General features: G+C 35.6%; 16 protein-coding genes. 10 read left to right on the top strand and 6 right to left on the bottom strand.

Annotation, left to right across the window (positions count from 1 at the left end; genetic code table 11):
* Positions 1-100 precede the first annotated feature (100 nt).
* Positions 101-1,534 (top strand): aspartate ammonia-lyase, encoded by a 1,434-nt coding sequence (gene aspA, locus ACZ76X_RS20880; protein ID WP_479851575.1) that lies wholly within the window; start codon positions 101-103, stop codon positions 1,532-1,534.
* 40 nt (positions 1,535-1,574) lie between these two features.
* On the opposite strand, the gene ACZ76X_RS20875 is transcribed toward aspA, so the two are convergent.
* Positions 1,575-3,194: an L-lactate permease gene (locus ACZ76X_RS20875; protein ID WP_479851574.1), complete on the bottom strand. Its 1,620-nt coding sequence runs from the start codon at positions 3,192-3,194 to the stop codon at positions 1,575-1,577.
* Positions 3,195-3,987: 793 nt separating this feature from the next.
* Between ACZ76X_RS20875 and ACZ76X_RS20870 the strand changes: the two genes are divergently transcribed.
* Both ACZ76X_RS20870 and ACZ76X_RS20865 read left to right on the top strand, forming a co-directional pair.
* Complete coding sequence (locus ACZ76X_RS20870) at positions 3,988-4,275, top strand: ArsR/SmtB family transcription factor (protein ID WP_000081429.1); 288 nt, start codon at positions 3,988-3,990, stop codon at positions 4,273-4,275.
* Positions 4,276-4,466: 191 nt separating this feature from the next.
* Positions 4,467-4,646, top strand: coding sequence for an acid-soluble spore protein H (locus tag ACZ76X_RS20865; RefSeq protein ID WP_000382683.1), 180 nt, complete (start codon positions 4,467-4,469; stop codon positions 4,644-4,646).
* Between the two features lie 41 nt (positions 4,647-4,687).
* On the opposite strand, the gene ACZ76X_RS20860 is transcribed toward ACZ76X_RS20865, so the two are convergent.
* Both ACZ76X_RS20860 and ACZ76X_RS20855 read right to left on the bottom strand, forming a co-directional pair.
* Positions 4,688-6,073: a peptide MFS transporter gene (locus ACZ76X_RS20860; RefSeq protein ID WP_479851573.1), complete on the bottom strand. Its 1,386-nt coding sequence runs from the start codon at positions 6,071-6,073 to the stop codon at positions 4,688-4,690.
* A 381-nt stretch (positions 6,074-6,454) separates the two neighbouring features.
* Positions 6,455-7,420, bottom strand: coding sequence for an ABC transporter substrate-binding protein (locus ACZ76X_RS20855; protein ID WP_479851572.1), 966 nt, complete (start codon positions 7,418-7,420; stop codon positions 6,455-6,457).
* A gap of 172 nt (positions 7,421-7,592) precedes the next feature.
* Between ACZ76X_RS20855 and ACZ76X_RS20850 the strand changes: the two genes are divergently transcribed.
* From ACZ76X_RS20850 to ACZ76X_RS20840, 3 genes are read left to right on the top strand one after another with little or no spacing between them, the layout of a single operon-like run.
* The gene (locus tag ACZ76X_RS20850) at positions 7,593-8,597 is read left to right on the top strand and encodes a FecCD family ABC transporter permease (protein ID WP_479851571.1); all 1,005 of its coding nucleotides are present in this window, start codon (positions 7,593-7,595) and stop codon (positions 8,595-8,597) included.
* A complete protein-coding gene (locus tag ACZ76X_RS20845; RefSeq protein ID WP_088095119.1) occupies positions 8,594-9,652 on the top strand; it encodes a FecCD family ABC transporter permease in 1,059 nt (352 codons plus the stop codon). The genes ACZ76X_RS20850 and ACZ76X_RS20845 overlap by 4 nt, the downstream gene beginning before the upstream one ends.
* 12 nt (positions 9,653-9,664) lie before the next feature.
* Entirely contained in the window at positions 9,665-10,486 is an 822-nt protein-coding gene (locus ACZ76X_RS20840; protein WP_479851570.1) for an ABC transporter ATP-binding protein, read from the top strand.
* Between the two features lie 32 nt (positions 10,487-10,518).
* Here the strand turns inward: ACZ76X_RS20840 and ACZ76X_RS20835 are convergent, their stop codons facing one another.
* Positions 10,519-11,250, bottom strand: coding sequence for a class I SAM-dependent methyltransferase (locus ACZ76X_RS20835; protein WP_479851569.1), 732 nt, complete (start codon positions 11,248-11,250; stop codon positions 10,519-10,521).
* 213 nt (positions 11,251-11,463) lie between these two features.
* On the opposite strand from ACZ76X_RS20835, the gene ACZ76X_RS20830 reads away from it, so the two are divergent.
* The 4 genes from ACZ76X_RS20830 (at position 11,464) to ACZ76X_RS20815 (ending at position 14,727) form a co-directional block, all read left to right on the top strand.
* Positions 11,464-12,654, top strand: a complete 1,191-nt coding sequence (locus tag ACZ76X_RS20830; RefSeq protein ID WP_479851568.1) for a glycine C-acetyltransferase — start codon at positions 11,464-11,466, stop codon at positions 12,652-12,654.
* A 44-nt stretch (positions 12,655-12,698) separates the two neighbouring features.
* On the top strand, positions 12,699-13,664 hold the full coding sequence (locus ACZ76X_RS20825; RefSeq protein ID WP_327802474.1) for an L-threonine 3-dehydrogenase: 966 nt from the start codon (positions 12,699-12,701) through the stop codon (positions 13,662-13,664).
* A 111-nt stretch (positions 13,665-13,775) separates the two neighbouring features.
* Positions 13,776-14,318, top strand: coding sequence for an orotate phosphoribosyltransferase (gene pyrE, locus ACZ76X_RS20820; protein WP_479851567.1), 543 nt, complete (start codon positions 13,776-13,778; stop codon positions 14,316-14,318).
* Positions 14,305-14,727: an NUDIX hydrolase gene (locus tag ACZ76X_RS20815; protein ID WP_479851566.1), complete on the top strand. Its 423-nt coding sequence runs from the start codon at positions 14,305-14,307 to the stop codon at positions 14,725-14,727. The genes pyrE and ACZ76X_RS20815 overlap by 14 nt, the downstream gene beginning before the upstream one ends.
* 39 nt (positions 14,728-14,766) lie before the next feature.
* Here ACZ76X_RS20815 and ACZ76X_RS20810 read toward each other — a convergent pair whose 3' ends face one another.
* Both ACZ76X_RS20810 and ACZ76X_RS20805 read right to left on the bottom strand, forming a co-directional pair.
* Positions 14,767-16,650 carry a vWA domain-containing protein gene (locus tag ACZ76X_RS20810; protein ID WP_479851565.1) on the bottom strand — a complete coding sequence of 628 codons (1,884 nt, stop codon included), beginning with the start codon at positions 16,648-16,650 and terminating at the stop codon, positions 14,767-14,769.
* A gap of 3 nt (positions 16,651-16,653) precedes the next feature.
* Positions 16,654-17,547 carry an ATP-binding protein gene (locus ACZ76X_RS20805; protein ID WP_098668493.1) on the bottom strand — a complete coding sequence of 298 codons (894 nt, stop codon included), beginning with the start codon at positions 17,545-17,547 and terminating at the stop codon, positions 16,654-16,656.
* Between the last annotated feature and the right edge of the window lie 48 nt (positions 17,548-17,595).

Raw genomic sequence — 17,595 nt, 5'->3', positions numbered from 1 at the left:
GTGAAGGTGGATACTGAAAAATTCTTCTGCATGATACTCGTATTTTTAGAGGGCGAATTTTTGGGATAAGGATTTAGAATGAAAAGTATAGGTGATGAAAATGATAGCAACGAAGGATATACGTATAGAAAAAGACTTTTTAGGTGAAAAGGAAGTACCAAATGTAGCTTATTATGGTGTACAAACATTACGTGCTGTAGAAAACTTTCCGATTACAGGATATCGCATTCATCCGTCACTCATTACGGCAATGGCAATTGTGAAAAAAGCGGCGGCACTTGCAAATATTGATACTGGTTACTTAGCGAAAGACATTGGACATGAAATTGCAGAGGCAGCGCAAGAAATTGTTGATGGAAAATTCCATGATCAATTTATCGTAGATCCAATTCAAGGCGGTGCTGGAACTTCTATTAATATGAATACAAATGAAGTAATCGCTAATCGAGCGTTAGAACGTATGGGATATGAAAAAGGCGAGTATGCAAAGATTAGCCCAAACACGCATGTGAATATGGCTCAATCAACGAATGATGCGTTTCCAACGGGAATTCATATTGCAACTCTTATGATGTTAGAAGAACTTCTTATGACAATGGAAGAACTTCATGCTGCGTTCCGTGCAAAAGCAAAAGAGTTCGATCACGTTATTAAAATGGGACGTACACATTTACAAGATGCTGTTCCGATTCGTCTTGGACAAGAATTTGAAGCGTATAGCCGAGTGCTTGAGCGTGATATAAAAAGAATTAAACAGTCTCGTCAACATTTATATGAAGTAAACATGGGGGCGACAGCTGTTGGTACAGGATTAAATGCAAACCCTACGTACATTGAACAAGTGGTTAAACATTTACGCACATTTAGTGGATTCCCACTTATTGGTGCAGAGCATTTAGTTGATGCAACGCAAAACACAGATGCATATACAGAAGTATCTGCGGCATTAAAAGTATGTATGATGAACATGTCTAAAATTGCGAATGACCTTCGTATTATGGCATCTGGTCCACGTGTTGGATTGGCGGAAATTCAATTGCCAGCCCGTCAACCAGGTTCATCTATTATGCCAGGGAAAGTAAATCCTGTTATGGCAGAAGTAATTAATCAAGTTGCTTTCCAGGTAATTGGTAATGATCATACAATTTGCTTAGCATCAGAAGCAGGACAATTAGAGTTAAACGTAATGGAGCCTGTACTCGTGTTTAATCTAATTCAATCTATTAGTATTATGAATAACGGATTCCGTGTATTCCGTGAATATTGTATTAAAGGAATTACAGCAAATGAAGAATTGCTGAAGCAATATGTTGAGAAAAGTGTTGGAATTATTACAGCAGTTAACCCTCATATTGGTTATGAAGCAGCATCGCGTATTGCACGTGAAGCAATTGAAACAGGAAAATCTGTTAGGGAGTTATGTTTAGAACATGGTGTACTGACAGAAGAAGAATTGGATATTATTTTAGATCCATTCGAAATGACGCATCCTGAAATTGCTGGTGCTTCTTTATTAAAGAATAAGAAGATGTAATGTGAAAAAACACCGATCCATTTGGATCGGTGTTTTATTTTTAAAAGATATTAAATACAGCGTTTAATTGAAGTAAGCTAATGATAGCTAAGAAGATTAAACTGTATTTCATTGCTGTTTTAAATAGGGCAGATTCTTTACCAACTAGTCCAACTGCTGCACAAGCAACTGCTACAGATTGTGGTGAAACCATTTTTGCCATTGTACCACCTACTACGTTTAATGCAACAAGTGTAGAAGGAACGATGTTTAGTTGATCTGCAGTTACTGCTTGAAGCGGTGCGAATAATGAACCACTTGATACTACTGAACCTGTAATGAATACGCCAATCCATCCTAAGATTGGAGAAAGGATTGGGAATGCATTACCAGTAGAAGAGAATGCAAGGCCAAGTGTAGATGACATACCAGAGTAGTTCTCTACGTAAGCTAAAGCAATAACGCTACAAATTGTATATACTGGAGCTTTTAGTTCTTTCATTGTTTCAACCATTAATTCTTTTACCATATTACCTTTTACGCGGTATACGATAAGTGAAACGATAATTGCTAATACGATTGCAGTAGTTGTAGATGAGAATACATCAAATTTGAAAACAGCTGCGAAAGGTGTATCAGCTTTTGTAATTGGTGTAGTTTTCATAACAGCATTGTGAAGACCAGGGAACTGAATGTTAAATACTAGGTTTGCTAGTGCACCATCCGGAGCAAATAACGCTTTAATTGGTTTTAAATTAAAGATTGTTACGAATGCAGTTAAGAATACGAATGGAGACCAAGCATATAAAATTTGATTGAATGTATGAGATTCTTTTTCTTCTTGTTTTTCTTCTTTATTAGAAGATTTTGGCTGCCAAACACGTAAGAATAATGCAAGAGAGATCATACTTACAACGGCTGCGAAAATATTAGTAAGTTCTGCACCTAAGAAGTAAGTTACAACGAATTGAGTAATTGCGAAAGAAACACCACTTACAAGAATACCTTGCCAAGTTTCTTTTATACCTTTAATTCCATCAACCATTGATACAAGTAAGAAAGGTAAAACAATACTAATAAATGGTAAAATAAGAACAGTTTGACGACCGATAGTTAATGCATCTAGCTCAGTTAATTGTGCTGGTACTGTAACTGGGATACCCATAGCGCCCATAGCACCACCAGCAATGTTTGCTACTAAACAAATACCTGCTGCTTTTAATGGATTAAAGCCCATACCTACAAGTAGTGCAGCTGTAATAGCAACTGGAACCCCTAGTCCAGCTGCGCCTTCTAAGAAAGCACCGAAAGAATAAGCGATTAATAATACTTGTAAACGTTGGTCATTTGTAATGCTTGAAATACTATCACGAATGACATTGAATTGCTCTGTTTTAACAGTTAATTTATAAAGGAAAATTGCTGCGATAACGATTGTACAGATTGGATAAAATCCAGATAAAATACCGAATCCGGCAGATGCTACAGCTACTGTTGCTGGCATTTTATAAACGAATATAGCAAGAATAATAGCGACGATCACACTGTAAAGACCAGCGATATAACTTTTCATTTTCAGTCCCATTAAACAAATGATGAAGCAGAAAATTGGAAGTGCTGCGATTAGTGCAGATAACCAAATATTGTTTAATGGGTCATAAATTTGTGTCCAAGTACTCATAATAATGACAACTCCTATCTATTTTATGTGAAGAAATTCACATTATTTGTGAAACTATTCACAATCAACTTACAAGCTTAGTATATTCTCCTTCAACACTATTGTCAACGTAAAAAAGTATAATTATTCCATAATAGTGTTAAAAGAAATGCTTTGTTCATAAAGTAGACAAAAAAGCCCGTTCAAAAAGATTTGAGCGGGCTAGATAAATTATTTGCATATTCTTTTAGTTGTTTATACATTATTGATCCTAAAGTTCTATATGAGAGACCGTCATTATATTAAATGGTATAGCTTGTCCTATTTGATCAAGTCAGAAAGGGGACAGTGAATACATCTAATAGGAAGTGTTCCGTCACATTTTAAGTTACTAAATACGAATTAAAAAGCAATGAGTTAATTTTTAATGTTACGGCATCCTTTTTTACTGAAAATTCCTTTTAGTGTAACAAAGAGGTTAAATATACGCCAACTACTTTACGAAAGGTTATCAATTATAGATGGTATTTTACGATATCATTACTGCACATTGCAATGAGGTGAAAATATAACAAAAAGCCTGATAAAACAACGTTTACAAGCAATGTATTTGCAGCCCGCTGTTTTGCTTTTTCGTTATATCATATAGTATAATATTCAAAATCAGCAAGGAATTTTTCCTGAGTTCTTTGTTGATTAAAATGGAAAAAATTTTCGGCTTTATAAGTTGATAAAGTTATGTCGTAACAGGAAATATAAGAACAGATATATAAATAAATAAAAAGAAAATAAAAACGAAAATGAGGGGAACTTTATGAGCCAAAATCAATTCGAATGTCGTATTTCAGAAGAAGATGTACAAATGTTAAGAGCGTTAGCGCATCCGTTGCGTCTACGTCTAGTAATGGAACTAATGCAACGTGGGACATGTAATGTAACACAATTACAGGAAGTGTTAGAAATTCCGCAATCAACTGTTTCGCAACATTTAACGAAATTAAAACAAAATAAAGTAGTACGCTTTGAACGACGAGGGTTAGAAGTGTATTATCAAATTCATAATGATAAAGTAAGTGAAGTAGTAAAAACATTATTTTCTTAAAATTTGAATATTATGGAAAAAGACGTGTGGGATATACGTCTTTTTTTATTTGTCAGAAAGGTGATATGGGAGTAAATGTTAGCATGTAAGGAAGAAAAAGCTATCAATTTACATGTTGCTATATGGAATAGATTCTAAAGGGAAAAGAAAAGATAGAAAGGAGTGTAGTAAGTAAAAGGAGGAATAGTAGAATGGATGTAAAACGTGTGAAACAAATTTTATCTTCTTCAAGTAGAATTGATGTTACATATGAGGGCGTACCAGTATGGATTGAGAGCTGTGACGAGCAGAGTGGAGTTGCTCAAGTGTATGATGTATCTAATCCTGGAGAAAGCGTTCACGTGAACGTGACGGCTTTAGAGGAGAAGTAATAGAAAAGACGCTTCTAAAATCAGAAGCGTCTGTTTTTGTATTATTCCATCATACTCGCAACTTTTTTAGAGCAGAGAAGGAGTACAAGTCCTAAGACGATAACGATAATGCCAATACTTGCAAATACTTCAAGGTATCCTAATGATTGTGTAAAGGAAGCAAGCTTACCAGCTAACCAGTTAGCCATACCTGAACCAGCTAACCATACACCCATTAGTAATGATGCTAATTTAACAGGTGCAATTGCACTTACCATTGATAGACCGATTGGTGATAAGAATAGTTCTCCAATTGTATGGAACATATAAGTGATAACGATGAATAATAAGTTTGCTTTAACAGTTATATCAGCTTCACTACTTCCAGTTTTTAGAACCGCTAATGTTAAAACCAGGTAACCTATACCTAGTAAAATCATACCAAATGCCATTTTTGTTGGTATTTTTAAATCGCCACGCTTTGATTTAGAAAGTTTTAACCATAGCATAGATACGAATGGTGCAAGGAGTACGATGAACGCTGGATTAACGGATTGGAACCAAGATGTTGGAACTTCCCATCCAAAAATTGTACGATCAACAAATTTATCTGTATAAAGTGTTAAAGAACTACCAGCTTGTTCAAAGCCTGCCCAGAAGAATACTACGAAACAAGTTAAAATTACAATTGCCCAAGTGCGATTTTTTTCTTGTTTTGTTAAAGGTTTCTTTTCGATTGCAGGTTGATTTTTTGATTTTTTACCAACAACTGTTGTTCCTGCTGTACCCAGGTAGCGAGGAGCTAATAAGTTGAAAACAATTTGTCCAATAATCATACCGATACAAGCTGCTAAGAATCCGTATTTATATCCCATAACCATAACGCCATCAACGCTTGTTTTAAAGAAATCTTCTGCTAAAAATCCACAAATAAGTGGAGCGAAGAAAGCACCTACGTTAATACCCATATAGAAGATAGTAAATGCACTGTCACGACGTGAATCATTTTCATCATACAATTCACCTAACAGTGTAGAAATATTTGGTTTGAAGAACCCATTACCAATAACTAATAGTATTAATCCTAGAAATAGTCCTGTTTTTGTATTCATTGAGAATAGTACAAAGTTGCCGATTGCCATAATAATTCCGCCGAGAGTAATGGCATGACGTCTTGTAATATAATGATCCGTTAGCCATCCACCTATAATTGGCATGAAATATACTGCTGCTGTAAAAGTACCATATAATTGCACTGCAAACGCCTTATCAAATCCTAACCCGCCACTAACCGCAGCAGTCGTTAAATAAAGAACTAAAAGGCCGCGCATTCCATAATAACTAAATCTTTCCCACATTTCTGTTAAGAACAACAAGTACAATCCTGGTGGATGTTTTTTTGGTGATTGTTGCTCTCCAGCTTTGTCTAATTTTAAAGCTGCATCCATTTTTGTTTCCCCCTAATCCTGTATAACGGATATTTATGTAATCATTTTAATTTACAAAATATTTAGAAGTCAATAGAATTATATGGAAATAGAAAGAAAATTCCTAAAAAAGTTCTATTTCACTTCGACCGTTATTGTATTTTGCCCTTAAAACGAGATGATAAGCGTTTTCAAATGTAATAATTGAATTCTAAAAGAAAATAAAATAGTGATTAATCAGAAAATTTAGATTAAAATATTTATTCTGATATAAAGAAAATATATTCTATTTACTTTTATAATATAACATATTGGGAATAAAAATACAAAACGAAATAATGTGACATTTAAGTGAATTGAAAAATAACCAGCTCCATAGAAGGGGAGCTGGTTAGAAAAATATTATTTAACAAAGCGTTTTTCGATATCATCTAATAGTAGGTTAGCAGCCATTACACCACCAGCTGTATTCCAAATAACGTCATCAACTTTGTATGCTTTACCGTTTTTCACTGCATTTAAATTTTTAAATAGCGGATCGTTGATATATTCTTTTTCTAATTCAGAGCCTTTTTTCTCGTTTCCTTTATCGAATGTGAAGTAGAATAATACATCGCCATCCATTGCAGAAATACGTTCTTTAGATACGTTACGCTCTGCAAAGTCGTCTTTATTTTGATCGCCAGGGCGCTTAAATCCAAGCTCTTTTAAAATAACACCAGAGAATGTATCACCATGATAAATACGAACATCACCAGGCATGAAGCGAACCATAGAGATTTCTTGATTTACTTTATCGCCTAGTTTGGCTTTTAAATCTTTCATGCTTTTATCGTAATCAGCTAAAACCTTTTGACCTTCTTTTTCTTTATTTAATGCTTTTGCATAAAATTTGAAGTTATCTTTCCATTCACCGCGTAGCGTTTCAGAGAACACAGTAGGTGCAATTGCTTTTAGTTGCTCGTACACTTTTTCGTGACGCATTTTGTTACCGATAATTAAGTCTGGTTTTAAAGAAGCGATTGTTTCTACGTTCACTTGTCCTTCATCACCAACAACTTTTACATCTTTCATTTTATCTTTAATATGTGGATACCATGGATCACCAGTCCAAGATTTTACAGCCCCAACTGGTTTCACACCTAGCTCAAGTAAAGCTTCAGTTCCTTCGTTTGTTAAAATAACTACACGTTTTGGATTCGCAGGAACTTCTGTTTTACCCATTGCATGTTCAACCGTAATCATTTCTTTTTTCGTATCTTCTTTTGTTTCTTCTTTCGTATTTGATTTTCCACAAGCACTTAAAAGTAGTGAAAAGGCTAGTAAAAATACAAATACTGTAAACGATTTCTTTCGCATGAATTTCATTATGTACCCCCTACATATTGAGAAGTTTTTTCAATAGCAAGCATGATATTAAGCCTTTATCTTTTGATTGTCAATACATACGGTTGAAAATAATTCTCATTTCCGTTGACAATGCGAATTAAGTTGAAATACACTTACAACGTATCATTATACATTGAAGGGGAAACGCTGCATGTTATTAAAAACAAATCAAGCAAAATGGATCGGATTATTTGTTGGAATCATTGCAGTCATTATTTGTATTTGGGGAAGTATTATTTTCGGATATACAAATACGAGTGGGAAATTAGCGTTAGATGCTTTTTTTCATTTTAATGGTTCCAATGAACATATTATTATTCAAAATGTGCGTCTACCAAGGGCGTTAATTGCAGCTAGTGTTGGTGCTAGTTTAGCCATTGCTGGTTGTCTTATGCAAACGTTAACGAAGAATCCACTTGCTTCTCCAGATTTTATTGGATTAAATTCAGGTGCTGCGTTCTTCATAGTTGTAGCAATTGTTATTTTTTCCGTGACATCATTATCAGCTTTCACGTGGATTGCCTTTTTAGGAGCAGCAATTGCAGCTGTACTTGTATTCGCTTCTAGTTCTTTAGGAAAAGAAGGGACAACGCCACTTAAGCTGACATTAGCAGGGGTCGCAATTAGTGCGTTATTTTCATCATTAACACAAGGATTACTTGTGTTAAATGAAAAAGCACTTGAAGAGGTATTATTTTGGCTTGCCGGATCAGTGCAAGGAAGAAAGTTAGAAATTTTACAATCTGTATTCCCTTATTTATTAGTAGGCTGGGTTGCATCAATTATGATGGCAGGGAAAGTAAATACATTAATGATGGGGGAAGATGTTGCAAAAGGGCTTGGACAACGAACGATTTTAATGAAATCATTTGTACTACTTATTATTGTCTTGCTATCTGGTGGTTCAGTTGCGGTCGCAGGTCCAATTGGATTTATTGGTATTGTTACTCCGCATTTTGCCAGATTTCTTGTTGGAGTAGATCATAGGTGGAGGGTACCGTATAGCGGCCTGTTAGGTGCAATACTATTAATCTTAGCTGATATAGCAGCAAGATATGTCATCATGCCACAAGAAGTACCAGTAGGAGTTATGACAGCATTTATCGGAGCTCCATTCTTTATTTATATTGCACGTAAGAGAGGGCTTAGCAAATGAAGAAGTATATTCCGTTTCGTATAGGAAAAGGCGGGCTCTCGTTTTTAATGTATAAACGAGCTTGTCTCGTCTTGTTCAGTTTATTAGTTGTTTTAATAGGATTATTTTTTGCAAGTGCAGGTATGGGAGACATGAAAATTGCTCCTTATGATGTATGGCAAGCGATCACTGGAAATGGCGATGCGATGTCAAATATGGTTGTAAATAAGTTTCGTATGCCGCGTATTTTAATTGCCATCCTTGTAGGAATTGCACTTGCTGTAGCAGGATGTATTTTACAAGGTCTCGTTCGAAATCCACTTGCTTCTCCTGATATTATCGGGATTACAGGTGGTGCAAGTGTTGCAGTTGTCTTATTTTTAGCTATATTTAGCGATAAAAATAATGCGCTAACCGTAAGCATTCATTATATGCCGTTAGCAGCCTTTGTTGGGGCAACAATTGTAGCGCTTTTTGTATATTTATTCGCATGGAGAAATGATGGATTATCACCAATTAGTCTTGTTTTAATTGGTGTTGGGTTTTGGGCGTTAACGAAAGCGGCAACGACTTTGTTTATGTTGTTAGCACCAATTTATCAAGCGAGTCAAGCGAATGTATGGATTACAGGTACTGTGTACGGGTCTTCATGGCAAAATGTTATGGTACTTGCGCCGTGGGTTCTCATCTTAACGGTAATATCATTTATAGCTGCTAGACATTTAAATGCGCAAGAGCTAGGGGATGATATTGCGGTAGGACTTGGTGTTCCTTTAACGAAGTCACGCGTATTCATGTTATTACTTAGTACAGCTTTAATTGGTGGAGCAGTTGCCTTTGCCGGAGGTATTGGATTTGTCGGTTTAATGGCACCTCATATTTCACGAAGACTAGTTGGTTCTTTATACGGTGCATTACTCCCAGTTGCGGCAATCGTTGGTGCAATTTTAGTACTTGCTGCAGATTTAATTGGGCGTACAGTTTTCACGCCACTTGAAATTCCGGCAGGAGTATTTACATCAGCAATTGGTGCACCTTATTTTATTTATTTACTTTATAAAAGTCGGAATTCATAAAGGAAGATGAATATGCAAAAAGCATTGGAGACGAAACGTTTGACGTTGTCTTATGATGAAACAATTATTATTGATGAAATGAATTTAGAAATTCCAAAAGGCGAAATTACAATCTTTATCGGTTCTAACGGTTGCGGGAAATCAACTTTATTACGTTCACTAGCTAGATTATTAAAACCAACAACTGGTGACATTTTGTTAGATGATCAAGCCATTCAAAGTATGCAAACGAAGCAAATCGCTCGCCAAATGGCAATTTTACCGCAAGGACCGCAAGCACCAGAAGGGCTTACAGTATTGCAACTTGTAAAGCAAGGACGTTATCCATATCAAACATGGCTGAAGCAATGGTCAGAAAAAGATGAGGAAATGGTACAAAAAGCCCTTGCAGCAACAGGTATGACAGAATTTGCTGAGCGTGATGTGCATGCTCTTTCAGGTGGACAACGTCAACGTGCTTGGATTGCAATGACGCTTGCACAAGATACAGATATCATTTTACTGGATGAGCCTACTACATATTTAGATATGACTCACCAAATTGAAGTGCTAGATTTATTATTTGAATTAAATGAAACAGAACAAAGAACAATTGTTATGGTATTACACGATTTAAATTTAGCATGCCGTTATGCAGACAATATTGTAGCCATTCAAGATAAACAAATATATGCACAAGGTAAGCCAGAAGAAGTAGTGGATGAGAAGTTAGTACGTGATGTATTCCGAATGGAGTGTCAAATCAGTACGGATCCGTTATTTGGGACACCACTTTGTATCCCGCACGGAAAAGGAAGACGTGTACGTAAAGAGGTTGCTCAGGCAATGAGATAATGAAAAAAGACGATGAGGGTTCATCGTCTTTTTTATTTTTCGCAAGAGAATAACAGAAAGAGGGGAATACGTAACCGTCGTTCATATTCTTCTTCGCTTTGAAAATAAGTTTGACTTGGTGTAGCTTCTTTTATATTTGTAATCGTAAATCCAGCTTGTTGTAATAATGTGAAATATTCTTCCGTTGTACGATGATATTTAATAACTTCTTGATCAATCCAAGGTTCAACGCGTTTTCCCATTTTAAAATAATCATCCACGAGCCAGCTCGTTCTCTTGCCGCTCGTTTGCAAGCTTTCAAATGAAGAGGTAATAACAGGGTGTTGAACGCTAAAAATAAAGGTTCCATTTGTTTTTAAAGTTTCGTACACATTTTGAAAAATGATAGGAAGATGTTCAATATAATGTAAGGCGAGTCTAGATGTTACTAAATCAAAAGTAGCAGGAGGGTATGTGTAGTCTTTGAGGTTTAAAAAATGGACGATTCCATTTTTATTTTCTAGTTGTTTTTTCGCTTTTTCATACATAAGTTCGGAGCCTTCAATACCAGTGTAAGAGTGGCAGTCTTTTTCTAATAATTCCTTGCCAAATTTAGCGTCCCCACAGCCTAAATCGAGAATTTTCTTTCCTTTCACATCACCAATGAGTTGAAAGAAGGCTGGTTTTTCAAGTGATTCATTTGGGCTATTTTCTCGGTATCTTCGTTTCATATATTGTTCAAAAAACGCTTCGTTATTATATACATCAGATTCAGTAAATGCCATGATTGAAGCCCCCTTAAATATTTTTTTTATTCTACCAAATATGAAAAGTAAATGATAGATTTCTTGTAATGAATCATATATAATCTAGAATTGTAAGCGGTTACTTTAAACTATTTTTCTATAATAAATTCTGAAAACGTGTTAAGCTAGTAGAGGGATTATTAGAACTATTAAGACAATAATTCGCTTACATGAACGATGGGAGGCTTCACGATGTCTAGTAAAACACTTGCAAAATTTTTAGAAGAAAATTTAGAGGATTTAAAATCAAAGGGGCTTTATAACGTAATTGATCCGCTTGAGAGTTCAAATGGACCGATCATTACAATTGGCGGAAAAGAATATATTAACTTATCTTCAAACAACTATCTTGGGTTAGCAACAGATAGCCGTTTGCAAGAAGTAGCAATTGGTGCAATTCATAAGTACGGTGTTGGGGCAGGAGCTGTTCGTACAATTAACGGTACTTTAGATTTGCATATTAAATTAGAAGAGACAATTGCAAAGTTTAAACATACGGAAGCTGCAATTGCTTACCAATCAGGATTTAACTGTAATATGGCAGCGATTTCAGCCGTTATGGATAAAAATGATGCAATTCTTTCAGACGAATTAAACCATGCTTCTATTATTGATGGTAGTCGTCTATCAAAAGCAAAAATTATTGTTTATAAACATTCGGATATGGAAGATTTACGCCAAAAAGCAATCGCGGCGAAAGAATCAGGTCTTTACAATAAATTAATGGTAATTACAGACGGTGTCTTCTCAATGGATGGAGATGTTGCAAAACTACCAGAAATTGTTGAGATTGCAGAAGAATTAGATTTAATGACATATGTAGACGATGCACACGGTTCAGGTGTACTTGGAAAAGGTGCAGGAACTGTAAAGCACTTCGGTCTATCTGATAAAGTTGATTTCCAAATTGGTACATTATCAAAAGCAATTGGGGTAATTGGTGGATATGTAGCAGGGAAACAAAACTTAATTGACTGGTTAAAAGTTCGTTCACGTCCATTCTTATTCTCTACAGCATTAACACCAGCTGATGCAGCAGCTTGCATGAGATCAATTGAAATTTTAATGGAAAGCACAGAGTTACATGATCGTTTATGGGAAAATGGTCGTTATTTAAAACAAGGATTAAAAGAACTTGGTTTTAACATTGGAGAAAGTGAAACGCCAATTACACCTTGTATTATAGGTGACGAAGTGTTAACACAAGAATTTAGTAAACGTCTAAATGAGGAAGGCGTATACGCAAAATCTATCGTGTTCCCAACTGTAGCTAAAGGAACAGGACGCGTTCGTAATATGCCTACAGCAGCTCATACGAAAGAAATGTTAGATGAAGCAATTCGTAAGTATGAAAAAGTAGGAAAAGAAATGGGCATCATTTAAGTAAGGGCATCTTTTGAATAGCTTGCAAATGAGGAGTGGGGAAAATGAAAAAAATTCTAGTAACCGGTTCTTTAGGGCAAATTGGTTCTGAATTAGTAATGAAGCTTCGTGATGTATACGGTGCATCAAATATTATTGCAACAGATATTCGTGAAACAGATAGTGAAGTAGTAACATCTGGTCCATTTGAAACGTTAGATGTAACAGATGGACAAAAACTACATGATATCGCAAAGCGTAATGAAGTAGATACAATTATTCATTTAGCAGCTTTACTTTCAGCAACAGCAGAAAAAAATCCGTTATTTGCTTGGAATTTAAATATGGGCGGACTTGTAAATGCATTAGAAGCAGCTCGTGAATTAAACTGTAAATTCTTCACGCCAAGTTCTATCGGTGCATTCGGTCCATCTACGCCGAAAGATAATACACCACAAGATACAATTCAGCGTCCTACTACGATGTATGGGGTAAACAAAGTAGCAGGAGAATTACTATGTGATTATTATCATCAAAAATTTGGCGTTGATACGCGCGGTGTACGTTTCCCAGGTTTAATTTCTTACGTAGCTCCTCCAGGAGGGGGAACAACTGATTATGCAGTTGAAATTTATTATGAGGCGATTAAAAAAGGCACATACACCTCATACATTGCAGAAGGAACATACATGGATATGATGTACATGCCAGATGCTTTACAAGCGATTATTTCATTAATGGAAGCTGATCCAAGTAAACTTGTGCATAGAAACGCGTTCAATATTACAGCAATGAGCTTTGAGCCGGAGCAAATCGCAGCATCTATTCGTAAACACATTCCGACGTTTACGATGGATTACGCTGTAGATCCTGCTCGTCAAACAATTGCTGATAGCTGGCCAAACTCTATTGATGCAACAGCAGCAATGAACGAGTGGGGCTTTAAAGCAGAATATGATTTAGACAAAATGACAACGGACATGTTGGCTAAGTTAAAAAAAAAGCTCACAGCTGAGTTAGTGACGAATTAATAGGAAGGGTCGATTCTTAGGAATCGACCCTTTTATTTGTATTTTAGTAATATACAAATAATTACAAATGTGATAGAATGAGTTAATTTGTGCATAAAGGGGAGAGATACAATGGAGAAATGGGAGTTAGCAAAGGAAATTTACAATACGTCACGTTTAACGGGAACATTTAAACTTCGATCAGGACAAGTATCAACTCAATACTTTGATAAGTACTTATTTGAATCTAATCCAGTACTGTTATTAGAAATTGCTAAACAGTTGAAAGAGCTCATTCCTTCTGATACAGAAGTACTCGCAGGTTTAGAAATGGGAGGAATTCCAGTAGCAACAGCATTATCTTTACAAACAGGTATACCAGTTGTATTTGTAAGAAAAGAAGCGAAGAAGTACGGTACATGTAAGTTAGCAGAAGGTGTTAATATTGCTGGGAAAAATGTTTGTGTTGTTGAGGATGTTATTACGACAGGCGGTCAAATATTATTAAGCACGAAAGATTTAAGAGAACTAGGTGCGAAAGTATATCATGTTTTAGGCGTGATTGAACGAACGAAAGAGGGAAAAGAAAACTTACTAGAAGATGGCTTACAGCTACATTCCTTATTTACAATGGATGAGTTAATTGAAGGAGAAAAGGAACATGCAAAGGGTTGACGTTGTATATGCGCTTATATATGAAGAGGAAACAGATAAGATATTAATGGTACATAATGTAGAACAAAACGTTTGGTCATTACCAGGAGGGGCTGTTGAAAAGGGTGAAACGTTAGAGAAAGCTCTAGTAAGGGAAGTAAAAGAAGAGACAGGTTTAACGGCTGTGGCAAGTGGACTTGTTGCGATCAATGAAAAATTCTTTGAAGAGTCAGGGAATCATGCGCTACTTTTTACATTCCGAGCAAATGTAGTAACAGGTGAACTTATTGCAGAAGATGAAGGAGAAATTTCTGCAATAGAGTGGGTGGACCGAGCAATTGCGAATGAACAATTCCCATTCTACGATGGTGGATTCGAGGCATTATTAGAAGTAGCCATTCCATACAAGTTTCAACCAGAAACAAAGTGATTGAAAGAAAAAAACAGGAGCGACAACGCTCCTGTTTTTCTATTCAATCGTCTTCAGTAATAACTTTTTCAATAGCGGTTTAATTTTCAGACGTAAATCTTCAGCATGATTTGCAACTAAGAAGTGATGGTTATAAATGTTCTTCATTAATTGATAAGTTGCTTCTTTCGCTTCGCCTTCTTCGATGAAGATTCCGATTACTTCCATACCACTTTTACGAGCAAGTTTGACAGCTTCATGCGTATCTAAAATACCGTCTTGTTGATAGTCTAGCGCAGAAGGCTCACCATCTGTAAAAATAAGTAAGAATTTATGCTTTTCTGGTCTTTTCGCAAGCTTTTCAGAAACGATACGAATAATATATCCGTCGCGGTTATCTTCTTCTTCGCGAAGCTGCATAATTTCAGGCCCAACGTTTGGTAACGTTGAGTTTTTATACGTTACAACTTCATGGATAACGTTCGGCTTATCTTCAGGTTTAGCACTAGAGGCATCTTCCCAAAATCCGCTAATAGCGTGCGGGATTTTTAAAGATTTTAACGCTTCATGGAATAGGACTACACTCTTTTTCGTTTCTTCCATTTTGTTATACATAGACCCAGAGCAGTCCACTAGTAGTTGGAATGCAACATCGAGTTCTTGTGATTCTTGTCCTTTTTTATAAAACATGCGAGGCTGCTTTTCAGTATAAATACGAAGGAATTTTTTACGAAGTCTTCCGTAATATTTATCACTATTTGCATTCGTTTTATTTTCAATCGTTTTTTCGATAATTTTCTTTAATTCTTTTACATCTTTATTAACGACTGATTTGATAACTTGGTAATCTTTTTTCTCATCGCTATTTGCTTTGCGAGCTTCTTTAAATGTATGAGAGGCACCAACGTTATACTTACCGTATGCACCGTCGTTTTGGCTAGAAGCGTGTGAAGCTCTTGCTTCTTCTGTATCAGCACCATCAAAGTTGGATTGTGTGCTCTTTTGAGAAGTACCTTGTACAGAACCAAGTGCTTGGTCGCCATCTTCTGATTCGCGAGCAGTATCGCCCATCATATTTGTTTTTGTTCCGCTTTCTAATTCAAAGCGTAAAAAGTTCTCGTTTTCGTTATTTTTATTTTCACGATGCCATGTAGAGAAACTTTCATCCATTTTGTTTTTATTTTCATCGTCATCTATGAGTTGTGTATCATCATTTGCTAAATCTTCAACGCGACAGTTCTTTTCGTCTGCGATGACAGATAAATAAAGCGGAGCATGTCCGAAATAATTATTAAGCATATCACTTTCAAGAAGGCCTTCTAAACGATAGCGAATTTTCTCAACGATATACATAATATCTTCCGTATTACGAGCTTGGAATGTTTCATGCAAAATTGCTTCAATTTGCTCGAAGTATTCATTATTAAACATTTCATATTTATCGCTCGTTAATGACAGATAGCAGAGACAAAATAGACCATCACCGTGATAGTTACGAACACGATTGATTTCATTTTGTGAGCCGAAGTAATTGCGATACATTTCTTTTCTTCTTTTAAAAATATGCTTTGTGCCAGGGCGTAAGTTTTTTACAATTTCCTCAACACGTAAATCTTCTAATAGAACAAATAATTGTGTTAAAAACTTTTTTAAGGGTGATTCTTGTAATTCAATCGCATAAGAACGAATTAAAGTCATGTCCGAGTAATGTTTATTACCAAGTGCTTTTAAAAACACTTCGCTTTTTAATCCGATTACTGTATCCTCTTCTTTTCGATCATCCCAAAAGTGACTAATGACAACCTTTTTTTCAATTTCGTCGTAGTATGCTTTATAGCCATACTCAAGGTAGGCATCGTCTTCTTTTAGAAGAGCATACATTAAGTTTTCCATTTGTAGAAACAGCGACGCATCAATTTTTTTGTCACTAAAAATTTGTCTCATGAATTATCCCTCAAAGAAATAACTTTCTGCTAATTCACGGACAGTCATTTGTTCTGTTTCATCGTTTAATTTTGCGATAATACTACGTTCAATTGCACGCATAACAGGAATATATACACCTAAATCACATGCGTCGATAATGCCACGAATACTTGCTGCTTCTTCACTTACACGTCCATCACGAGCTAAAGGCATAAGGTCGCTTGCAAATGCAACGAACTTTTCAATTGTTGCAACATCATTTAATTTTGATTCTGCTAATAATAGTTCTTTTAATGTATCACCTTGAATATAAGGAACTTCAATAATAACGAAACGGTTTTTTAATGCTTCGTTTAGTTCACTTGTACCAACGTAACCTTCATTAATTGCTGCGATTACACGATATTCTTCATCACCGTATACAACTTCTTGTGTAAATGGGTTAGTAATCATTTTACGGTAATCTAATGCACCGTGAAGAAGTGGTAACGTTTCAGGTTTTGCCATATTGATTTCATCAATATATAAGAAATGACCACTCTTCATTGCCTTCATAAGAGGACCGTTAACGAATGTAACTTCAGATGCGCCATCTTTTGTTTGTAGTGTGTTGTATCCTAAAATACCTTCTACATCTAGATCAACAGAACAGTTAATGCTATGCATTGGTTTTTGGAATAAAGAAGAAAGAGTTTCAGCTAGTACTGTTTTACCACTACCAGTCGGCCCTTTTAATAGAATGTTTTTGCCAAGAAGAAGTGCTGTAATGGCATCTTCGATAATGCTGTTATCAGATGCTTTATATATTTTGGTACCGATTAAATGTGCATTTTCACCAGCTTCTTGTTTATTCTTTTCGTGAATGTTTGAGAGCTGTTGTTTTAAATCAGCATGTATATGAAATTGTTCTAACATGTATTTCCCACCTAACATTATTTTCATAAAGTAATACATCTTATGATA

The organism is Bacillus sp. BC05(2025) (genome assembly GCF_056725905.1).
Note: the sequence above shows the minus strand (reverse complement) of the source record. Positions and strands in the feature narration are given on the sequence as shown.